This window comes from Arthrobacter sp. ISL-30 (genome assembly GCF_018613855.1).
Taxonomy (GTDB): domain Bacteria; phylum Actinomycetota; class Actinomycetes; order Actinomycetales; family Micrococcaceae; genus Arthrobacter.
Map to the genome: position 1 here is coordinate 1 of NZ_JAGGPK010000068.1, position 9,716 is coordinate 9,716.

Sequence of the window (9,716 nt, forward strand, 5' to 3'; positions counted from 1 at the left end):
AAGGGAGTCACCCAACTGAACTAAACCCAACCGCATTGGCCGATACCCGCCGAACCAATCAGTGGGCAGATCTGTTGGCCATTACCGGGCAGTTTTACTGGCCACCAGCGGGTACATTTACTGGCCGCCTATGGGCAGAAACCATTGGCCATTGACAATTGTTCTTGCGATCGAAACCATGTCGCAGCTGCAAATTGACGCGCTGCGATTAGTCGAGGCAACGGACGATCCGAAATTCGCAACCTACGTTCTCGGTAACGCGTCAGCCGCGACGCGCCGGCTCCGTGCACTCGCCGACGTTATCGAACGTCGAGGCCATGACACCTTTGCCTGATTCTGGCTCGCATTCGCTTCATGGTCGCGCTGCAGTCACAGCCTGCCTCAACAAGCATGACCTGCTCGGCGTCCTGGACCTCGGGGCGCCGAGGGACGAGTACGACCCGGAGGCTGAAGACTTTACCCGCCTCATCGTCAAAGGAAAGCCCATCAGCACGGAAGTCGTGGCCGAGGTCTGGCACAAATGGTTCCCCCGTAAGCCCCTCCGCTCCAGTGTGAGGGCGCCGATAACTCTGGCAGAAGTGATACGAGCTGGGCCGGGCCGCAACCGAAGATCCCCTGTTGCACCACAGAGCCAGCATGCCAACCAGCATTTCCATTGTCAGGGAACTCTTGATTTGAATCTGCGCTGACACCGTCACCGAGGAAGTCCGCAAGGAACGCATCGACACCGACGGGACCGACGACATCCGGCGCTAACGAACATGTTTGTGCCGGATGGGGTCGCGGCAACACGCCGCGTCCACGCCCCTATTGCTGCTTCCTGCGTGTCTACGCTACACAGCCGCCTGATCCTGACTAAAGTCAGCGCATGGAAAGGGACGAGGCCAGCGAATTGAAAGGGCAGACGTCGATCAACGAGTTGCTCGACGAGCCCGTCGGGTCCGTCCCTGTCCAGCTGGCGCTCCCCATTCTGATCCAAGTGAAGCCTGGCCACTTCCGGCGCGCGTCCTGACCGGGCCCGTTCCACAGTTGCAGCGCGTCGCGCCCACTGGAATCCGGCGTCAGCCGGATCCCCGGAACAGGACCTGCCCCGTTTCAGGGGCAGAGCGCCCGAAACTGCAACAGCTCATCTTCACTGGGTGCCGGCTTCCCCCTTTTTGAGCGGGAGCGGGTCAGCTCAGTGCTCAGGGTGGCGCGAACCCCGGAACCGGCGACGGTCACGCGGCCAGCGGGATATGGGGGATACCCGGGCAAAGGCGTGCCGCCGCCGAAGCCGGTTGCACGACAGTGGACTAGTTGTGCTTTTTCCCGCTCGGGGACGGGACGGGCATTCGCCTGACAGCCGCCGCAGATCCGGTCAGACCAGCCAGCGCCACCAGCGTGGCTGCTCCGGTTCCTGCGTCGGTTCCGGCTCCGGCTCCTCGCCCAACGCCAGCGCGGCCTCGACGATGTCGTCCGCGGTTAGCGTCATGACGGCCTCACGATCGAGCGCGTCGAGACTTTGTTCCTCGTCCAGCGACAGCCGCAGCGCCTGGCGGTTGAGCGCCTGCTCGAACAGCGTGCGGGCGAACCGTGCGTTGCCGGAGTCCTCGCCCGCATGGAGCCCGGTGAGGATGCGGCGCAGCATCTGGTCCGCACCCGGCTCCAGCGTGTACTCGTGCTGGGCCAGCATCTGGTGGAAGATCGTCTCGAGTGCGTCGACGGAGTAGTCGGGGAACGTGATCTCGCGGGCGAACCGGGAGCGCAGTCCGGGGTTCGAGAGCAAGAAGGACTCCATCAACCGCGGGTACCCGGCCACGATCACGACCAGGCGGTGGCGGTGGTCCTCCATCCGCTTGAGCAGGACCTCGATCGCCTCGGGGCCGAAGTCCATCCGGCCGTCCTCCGGGGCCAGCGCGTAGGCCTCGTCGATGAACAGGACGCCGTCCAGCGCACGCCGGATCACCCGGTCCGTCTTGATGGCGGTCGCGCCACTGCCCCACCAGGCCCGAACGGTCGACCTCGACCAGGTGGCCTTTCTGCAGCAGACCGACCGCGCGGTACATCTCGGCCAGGAGCCGCGCCACGGTGGTCTTTCCCGTGCCCGGGTTTCCGAGGAACACCAGATGCTGTGATGTGGCCACCTCCGGCAGGCCGTGCGCCTTACGGCGGGCCTGGACCTGGAGCAGTGCGACGAGGGCCCGCACCTGTTCCTTCACGGTCTCCAGTCCGACCAGCGCGTCGAGCTCGGCCTGCACCTCGGACAGCGGCCGGGCCGGCCCGGGCCTCGCACCGATGAGATCGCCGACCAGGTCGTCGACGCGCTCCGAACCGGGCAGCTTGAGCTGATCGGCCAGATGGCCGATGGTTTCCCGCAGGTCGTCGAGCGGATGGCGGCTGGGAGCCATGCATCCACTGTAGTACTCGATTTCCCGACCTGGGTGGGGTTGGCCTCACCAGTATCAACTCCCTTTTGGTCGTAATATCCACGCGGTACAGGCAGTCTCCGTTGGATAATGCGGCACTGGCCGTGCTTTCGGTGCTGGCTACGGCACCAAGGATGAGGCAGAAGCTGCAGGTCGGGACGCTGCCCAGGCCCACAAGGTGGAGCACGTCATCAAGAACCAGGACGGAAAGATCGGCTCCAAGAACAGCTACAGCAATAATCCCCGGAATGTCCCGGGCTGATCCGGCAGTTCACGCCATCGCGCAGCGATGCCGGTGAAACAAGAAGGGCCGACTATTGTGAGCCGGCCTTCTGCGTTCTCCTCGGCAAAGGAAATCTACGGCATGTCCTCCCTGATGAGGTTTACAACCTCACGCACTTGTTTGCATGATGCAGTGGCTGGACTAATCCGATTTGCTCCCGAAACTGGGACACATTGGAGAGGAATTATCCAGAGCTGCTGGGCCAGCACCCCACCCCTATTCACCCAGCCGTGACCACACCAGCGCCACCTAGATGATTGTGCAGTGCAGCGCACTTCGGACATTCAGTCGCGTAGGCCGGTCCTTGAGCGCGACACCTCACAGCTACTCCCCTGCTGGAGGAAATCCACGAGTACTGCCCCCTGGATAGCCATATGCCTGCCCTATTTCCGCCCCACTAAGGGTGCCCTTAGGGCTACACTGGCGGGCATAAGCGGCCCCTGGTCGTACGCCAGGGATGTCCATCAATGCACGGGCTCACTGTCCGGCTACACGGACTCTTGGTGCCCGGCTTGCCCGCCCACGAAAAGCTTGGCCATGCCCTTCAAGATACCCCCACCCCCATCGGCCATCAGCGGATCCCTGTGCAGACACATGAACTCACCTCGACTTCCGTCATGCTGCTATGCAAACCGTGGGCAATGAAGGGATATGAACAACCAGCCAGGCAGCAGGCACCACGGCTCGGGACGGCTCACTCCAAACCCCCAGCGTCATGTAGTTGTCCACCGCGGAGGCAATGAACAGGTATGAAGAACAAACAGTGCAGCCGGCACCTCACGCCCGAACACCCACCAAAATGCACAGCGTCATGCAGTAGACGCCGGAGACAACGATGAAGAAGCAGGAAGACACCACAAACCGGATAGGAGGACCCAGTGACCGACCAACGACGCGGAAAAGAAGCCCGGGCCAGATTTTTCTCAAGTCATGTTGCCCAGGCCACGGACGTCCATGAACAGGTAACGAAGGACGCACCGTCGATTCAGGAAGGCAAGGAGGCAACCTGCCAACAATGAAAAAGGCCCCCGAGGGGGCCCCTCACAACACAATATGTCCACACTCAGGGGCTAAAAAGCCCCTGAGCAGGGGAAACACTGTGCCCGAGGTGGGACTCGAACTGCATTCCAGCCCTTGCAAACACTGGGAACTCCAGAAAACATAGCCAATCCGGCCCAGTCCGGCACTGGTACGACCCGATCCGAAGCCTCAAGTGTGGACATTGTCCACACTTCCTTTTTGCCCATACTGCAGAACTCTTCAGACGACTGCCGCGCCAGTCCGGGTGCGGCAAATTTTTTTTCATGGCAGGCTCATCTAGGCCCAGAAGCTCCCTGCGCATTTGTCTGGGCTGGGTACAGACGACGTCCCCGATCTGGCACCAAGACAGGGGGCTGGCACGCGCTGAAAATAGATGAGCATCATGGGCAGTTCATTTCTCCTCTCCAAACATCTCATCCATTAACGTGCAGGAACCGGTCTAACCGGCCGACAGTCCGACCCACTAGCCATGAGCATCGGCGGGCAACGGCATAGGGCAGCCCAGTTTGTCGAGTCACCCCGAGTCAACAGATTATTGCCGCTTGATACTCATCCTGTGACCGCTGGGCAGGTCCTCGCAACCAACCTATTACGGACTCAGCTGGGCGCGTTCTGCTTCAAGCGCCTTGGCGACCCTGCGGAATCGGACATTGCCCATGATGCCGACTGTCAGGCAGCCAAGGAACAAAACGGGCCCTATTCCGGGGATAGCAGCGAGAAGCCCGCCCACGAGGACTCCGATGATGATCAAAGCTACCCCTGCCGCGCGATGAATGACAGGGCTGTGCTTCCTATCCTTGTCCGTTAGTATCGCTGGGCCCTTGACGGGCTCGGTTCCTGGGCCCGTAGGCGCAGGCGCGGGCGTAATACTGGGCACGGGGAAACTGCCGGGCAGTGGACGCGGGGTGGACGTCGGTTGGGTCGCTGGGCCTTGACGGCCGAGGGCGCGCTCAGTTTCTCTAAAGGCAGGGGGTACGTTGTAGATCTGCGCCTCGGGTATAAGTTGAGGAAGGGTTGGAAGCCTCTGGACCCAGTCGCCGTTTAGTTCGCTGGCCCGCGCTCCCTGGATCACGAGCTCAACAGCCAGCCCAGACCCCTTAATCTTGGCCCAAATACCCAACTCTCGACCCATATCAACGGTGTGCGCGATAGTCGGCAAATAGTGCCCGGAAGTTACGGCGGAAAGTTGACCAACTCGTTCCCCGTCGAGGCGCACCTCTACAAGATTCTTTTCAGTCCCGTTCTTCAGATTTTGCACAAGTCGATGCATCGTAAGTAATACCAGGCCGTCGCCGCTCTTAGGCACGTAGTTGGACAGATAGTCGAAGTGCTTGTCCTCCCCCGTGACCTGCAAAGCTCCACCCCAAGGCAAGATGGCGACAGCGTTCCAGGGGTCGTTGTTAAGCGGAAGAATCTGGTTAGGCTCCGGCAAGTAAATCCGGATGTTCGAAAAAAACTTTGGCGTGTTGTCGCCGTTCCACGGCTCTCGAACCACAGCACATATTCTGGCAGTCGTCGTCGCGACCAGCCCGCTCGCCGCAATGCGGTGAAGGGCGGGCCGGTACGCGTCCGCCAATTCCCGCGGCAAGTAGCCGACTACATGGCCACGGACGCGGACCGAGATGGCGTTCGCGTCGTGGGGGTTATCCGGTTCCGGGATCAGCAGGGCTTCTGCGACCTGTTCAATCTCTTCGTCCAATTTGGGCCGCCGCCCCAAGGCTGCCGTGATCTGAGCTTCGCGGTAGGACTCCCCCACGATCTCGGCGTTGTGCCAAGTGTCTTTTCCCGGCAGGTAGTACTTCTCCATCGAGTCCCCCAGTTCCTTACTTGGTGCTGCTGCCAGCCTGTGATCCGTCACCATCTGCTCTCCCATAGTCATCCTGCCAGCAGTTGCCTGTTTATGCGGTCAACCGTTTAGAAGACTCTCCCCTCGTCAGTATCATCCGAGTCAGTGAACGGTAACCGATCAAGCTCATCGTGTGACGCGATTTGCGTTCATGATCAGCATCAAGCCGGCTGCATGATCGACTCTGGGATATCGGCAGTCGGACGGGGAAGAAGCCCACCCGAACACCCGTCCCTTCGGCTCTAGACGATACAGCTCGGGCTTCGGTCGTGGTTCGCCTGGCCAAACATCGTTACCGTTGATTTGGCGGCAGTGCCTGTTGACGCCTTCAAGGAGCCTGTCCGCGAACCCTGACTGAATCGCTCCGTCCGGCAACTCGGAGATTACCGCTTCGAGCGCCACTGGGGTTGAGGTAATCCAGGCCACACACGAGTTCAGGGTCCGGGCCAGTTTTAGGTCCGGGCCAGTTTTAACGGCAAGGTCCGCCCAGTGCTCCCGCCGGATCGACCGGACGCGATATTCGCGGCCCACGTGCATCGGCAGGCGGACGGACTTCGCGTCCGGTCCCGTCTTGGCGTAGGGCAGGAACGACGCAATGTCGTATAGCGACGCCAGGCGCACCGCTCCCTCGGCCAGCACGAGGGAGTAGTTCTTGGCGTGGGCGTCGGTCCCCCAAATCGCCCACTGGTAGGCAAGTGCGCGGATGAACGTCTCGATATCATCCTCCACCGCGTTCAGAAAACGGTCGTTTGTCGACCGCTGAACGGATGGTCGTCGATTGGCTGAGCTGTGGATCACAACGATAAGTGGCGGCCCTTTTCGCAACTCCAAATGGCGCTTCAGTGCCCATAAGCCATCCCTTAGTGTGCTTCCGAACAGCTTCGGACATCGACACCTGACGTCACGCAGACTTGAATCGCGAGGCTACCGCCTCAGGCACAGCCGCCACATCAAAAGCGCAACGAGGGTCGCCGGCGAGTCGTGGGTCACGCGCCGTGTGCGGCGCGAACCGCTCTGCGATCATAAGACGGTGGCGAAAAAGTTGACGGTGCGAAGGATCATGCCGCTCGCGACCGTGTTCGTCGTCGTCGGGCTCCTGATTGGCATGCCGTGGTTCTTCCAACGCTCGCTCATCTATTTTCCCGACCGCGGCCAGCCACGCCCGGCCGCCGAGCTGTTGCCCGGAGCCCAGGAAGTCACGCTCACGACGAGTGACGGCCTCGAGCTCGGTGCCTGGTACTTGCCAGCCGCAGTCGGTTGCCGCGCGACCGTTCTCGTCGCACCGGGCAACGGCGGCAACCGGGCTTATCGGGCAGGGCTGGGACGAGCGATCAGCGAGCTCGGGTTCGGCGTGCTGATCTTCGACTATCGCGGTTACGCGGCGAATCCCGGGTACCCGTCCGAGGACGGTCTCGCGCGCGATGTCCGCGCCGCTCGCGAGTTCCTGACAGGTGCGGCAGGAGTACCGGCGGGCTCGCTCGTCTATTTCGGGGAGAGCATCGGCGCCGGGGTGGTTACGGAGCTCGCCATCGAGCACCCTCCAGCCGCGATGCTGCTGCGCTCACCTTTTACCTCGCTCGCCGACGTCGGCCGGGCAGCCTACGGCGTGCCGGTGGGCTGGATGCTTCGCGATCACTACCCGGTACGCGAGAACGTAGTGCGAGCGGACATCCCGACCGCCGTGGTCTACGGGAGCGCGGACACCATCGTGCCCGCACAGCAGAGCCGGGACGTGGCTCAGGCGGCCCGGGACGCCGGAAACTACGTCATCGAGGTGGAGGTAGTGGCGGCGAACCACAATGATGCAGCACTGGGACTGGGTCCCGAACTCGTCGGTGCCCTCGTCGACGTGGCTGGCCGCGGCGGGGCGGCCATTGGGTGCCCGTGAGGGCTCAGGACGCCGAGTACACGCGCGTTCCGGCCGCTCACCACACACGCTTCACGTCAATGGCCAGGTGGAAGTCCCCGGCGGAAGGCGTCCAGACGCCGCAAGAGCACATTCCCGTGCACACCTGCCCCAGTGTCTCCAACTTTTCCCATTGCACGGACTCCCACCAGACGAGCCCAACGGAACGGTAGCGTCGGATATTCCACTAATTCACAAGCCACCCCAGGTACATCAGGAACGTGACATCCGGTCTCGTGTCTGAGGCTATCCAGCAGCACCAATAGTTACAGCGAGTCGAGCGTGAGTTGGGCGAGTCTTGCAGCACCTATCTGAGAAGTTTCGCCGGAGACCGCGGTGAGATGGCTTAGCCTGCTGGCCTTCATCGCCGCGTCAAGGTCCGCGCTCACCGCTCGCCGTCATCCACGGCGAGCCCGGGCAGCAGCTCGGCTGGCTCGGGCAGGCGCTGCTTCCCCGTTACGGCGGGTGTTGGGGGCCACTGTGGGGCTGTTACCTCAGCTGGGTGACTCCTTTCCCGAGGAGGGCCTAGGAAAGTCTGATGGAGTCGCCGCTGGTCTGGCAGAGGTGGGCGTGGTGTAGTAGCCAGTCATGCATTCGCCGCCCACATCCGGTTTGCTACCGCTGTCAAGGGACCCTCTCTTCCATTCACCGTAATGATGCATGTGATCCTGCCCTCGAACTCGTGTTTTGCGCAGAAAGATAAACGAAGTATTGAGGGTGATACCGCGTTTCAGGGTTTTGCTGTTGGCCAATGGCACTTTCTCGTCCGAGGCCTGGGCGGTGCCGGAGGGCGTTTGATAGGTGATGTTCCTACCCGTAGCGGTTCCCTCTACCTCGTTGAGGACTTCATGAAATGTGGACGTCGTGCTGGCGTAGCCCTCCGATCCGGAAACGGTCGGGCTGGTTGCACTTGGGTTTCTGGCGCGCGAGCTGATCCCGCTGGGCGCAAGGACCATGAAGGCTAAGGCACTGAGTGCGACCAGAATGACGATTGTGCTGATACGGCTGAGGGCCCCACGGCGCCTGGCCGCGGGACCCTCAGTAATCCGTAACAGGGAACCTGCCCCTGTCTTCCTCTACAGTTTAGTCCTATGGCCGCAGCGCACCAAAAACCCATCGAACTGGTCCTCCAACAAAGGATCAGCCCCGAGCGCCTTGCACCCTACATCCGCGAAACACCAACCCTGCATGAAGCCACCGACTCTACAGGTGGAACATCGACCTCTCAGGTGCCGTCTACGAAGCCCTGCACGTCTTTGAAGTCGTCCTGCGCAACGCCATCGACGAGCAGCTATGCCAATGGAACGCCTCGCAGACAAATCCCGACACCGGCCGCTTGCATTCACTAGACTGGCTCATCGAGCCCAGCGCCCTGCTCCTCCGCGTCGACAGCCGCGACATCCCTGACGCCCGGCGCCGCGCGCTCAAATCGACCACGCGCAGACCCTACGGCCAACGAGACCCCCTCCACGAAGACATCCTCGCCGCAATGACACTCGGCACCTGGCGCTTCATCCTGCCCGGCCGCCATGACGCCGGCAAACAACGCCTATTACTACAGTCGCGTTTATTTTGTTATCCGTCGGCGTTTTAACCGCGCTCCTTGCGCGTGGACGTGTTAATCCTTGGCGGTGGGCGATGATATTTGTGTGGCAGACGTACAGGAATGGGCCGATGGACTGGCGGAGATCGGGGATCTGGTCGGGGCCAGGTTCGCCCGTTCAGAACCGCGGGCGAACGCTGTGGAGTACATCAAGGGGCTGCTCTCCGAGGAGGAGCGGAAGAATTCCTGGACGCTCTCGGAGCGGGCCGGGCACAGGGTCCCGGACCGGATGCAGCGGCTGCTCTCGAGCACGGACTGGGACCCGGACGGACTGCGGGATGACCTGCGCTCCTACGTGGTGGAACGGATCGGCGACCCCGAGGGCGTGCTGGTCATCGACGAAACCGGGTTCCTGAAGAAGGGCCAACGCTCGGCCGGGGTTGCCCGACAGTACTCCGGGACGGCCGGGCGGGTGGAGAACTGCCAGATCGGGGTTTTCCTGACGTACGCCACAAAGCACGGGCGCACGTTCCTGGACCGGGAACTCTACCTGCCCAAGGCCTGGACCGAGGACCCCGAGCGCTGCGCCGCGGCCGGGATCCCCTCGGGCCGGGAGTTCAAGACCAAGCCGGAGCAGGCCACGGACATGCTCGTCCGTGCCTTGGACGCCGGGGTGCCGGCGTCCTGGGTGG

Annotated in this window: 6 protein-coding genes and 2 pseudogenes; 5 read left to right on the plus strand and 3 right to left on the minus strand. The window is 62.1% G+C overall.

All coding sequences use genetic code 11. The annotated features are described in order from the left end of the window. The first annotated feature begins 151 nt into the window (after positions 1–151). Positions 152–334, plus strand: a complete 183-nt coding sequence (locus J7E82_RS20355; RefSeq protein ID WP_214865988.1) for a hypothetical protein — start codon at positions 152–154, stop codon at positions 332–334. Positions 335–868: 534 nt separating this feature from the next. Continuing rightward, positions 869–1,012 carry a hypothetical protein gene (locus tag J7E82_RS20360; RefSeq protein WP_214865990.1) on the plus strand — a complete coding sequence of 48 codons (144 nt, stop codon included), beginning with the start codon at positions 869–871 and terminating at the stop codon, positions 1,010–1,012. Between the two features lie 345 nt (positions 1,013–1,357). Here the strand turns inward: J7E82_RS20360 and J7E82_RS20365 are convergent. After that, a pseudogene (locus tag J7E82_RS20365) lies at positions 1,358–2,387 on the minus strand (AAA family ATPase). A 148-nt stretch (positions 2,388–2,535) separates the two neighbouring features. On the opposite strand from J7E82_RS20365, the pseudogene J7E82_RS20950 reads away from it, so the two are divergent. Then, positions 2,536–2,667 (plus strand): annotated as a pseudogene (locus J7E82_RS20950) (DUF2188 domain-containing protein); the annotation flags it as partial. 1,651 nt (positions 2,668–4,318) lie between these two features. Here the strand turns inward: J7E82_RS20950 and J7E82_RS20375 are convergent. Both J7E82_RS20375 and J7E82_RS20380 read right to left on the minus strand, forming a co-directional pair. Then, positions 4,319–5,602 carry an HIRAN domain-containing protein gene (locus J7E82_RS20375; RefSeq protein WP_214865992.1) on the minus strand — a complete coding sequence of 428 codons (1,284 nt, stop codon included), beginning with the start codon at positions 5,600–5,602 and terminating at the stop codon, positions 4,319–4,321. Positions 5,603–5,701: 99 nt separating this feature from the next. Next, entirely contained in the window at positions 5,702–6,304 is a 603-nt protein-coding gene (locus J7E82_RS20380; protein ID WP_214865994.1) for a HipA domain-containing protein, read from the minus strand. A gap of 331 nt (positions 6,305–6,635) precedes the next feature. On the opposite strand from J7E82_RS20380, the gene J7E82_RS20385 reads away from it, so the two are divergent. Both J7E82_RS20385 and J7E82_RS20390 read left to right on the plus strand, forming a co-directional pair. Continuing rightward, positions 6,636–7,463 (plus strand): alpha/beta hydrolase, encoded by an 828-nt coding sequence (locus J7E82_RS20385; protein ID WP_214865996.1) that lies wholly within the window; start codon positions 6,636–6,638, stop codon positions 7,461–7,463. A gap of 1,667 nt (positions 7,464–9,130) precedes the next feature. Further along, the coding region (locus J7E82_RS20390) for an IS701 family transposase (RefSeq protein WP_214865998.1) at positions 9,131–9,716 on the plus strand (586 nt) is incomplete at its 3' end.